A 207-nucleotide genomic window follows, 5' to 3' on the forward strand; every position below is an offset into this window, starting at 1 on the left:
TGGAAGCACGATGAATGGAAGGTTAATATCTCCCACCGGATTCAGCAGTCGGGGCGCGCCGTATTCTGCCGCCGGGCCGCCATACCGTGCGACGGTCGCGCAGGCCACGCTGATTGTGACGATGATCAGCTCGGTGGCGCGAAGTCGGGACGAATACCGATCCAGCCATGACCGGTCGCCGGGAGATGCGGCCGGACGAAACACCCG

Annotated in this window: 1 protein-coding gene; it reads right to left on the reverse strand. The window is 63.8% G+C overall.

Features of this window, described 5'->3' with window-relative positions; all coding sequences use genetic code 11:
• The coding region (locus ABW18_RS23060) for a hypothetical protein (RefSeq protein WP_152929958.1) at positions 1-207 on the reverse strand (207 nt) is incomplete at both ends.

The sequence above is a fragment of the Gordonia jacobaea genome (assembly GCF_001186365.1).
Lineage (GTDB): Bacteria > Actinomycetota > Actinomycetes > Mycobacteriales > Mycobacteriaceae > Gordonia > Gordonia jacobaea.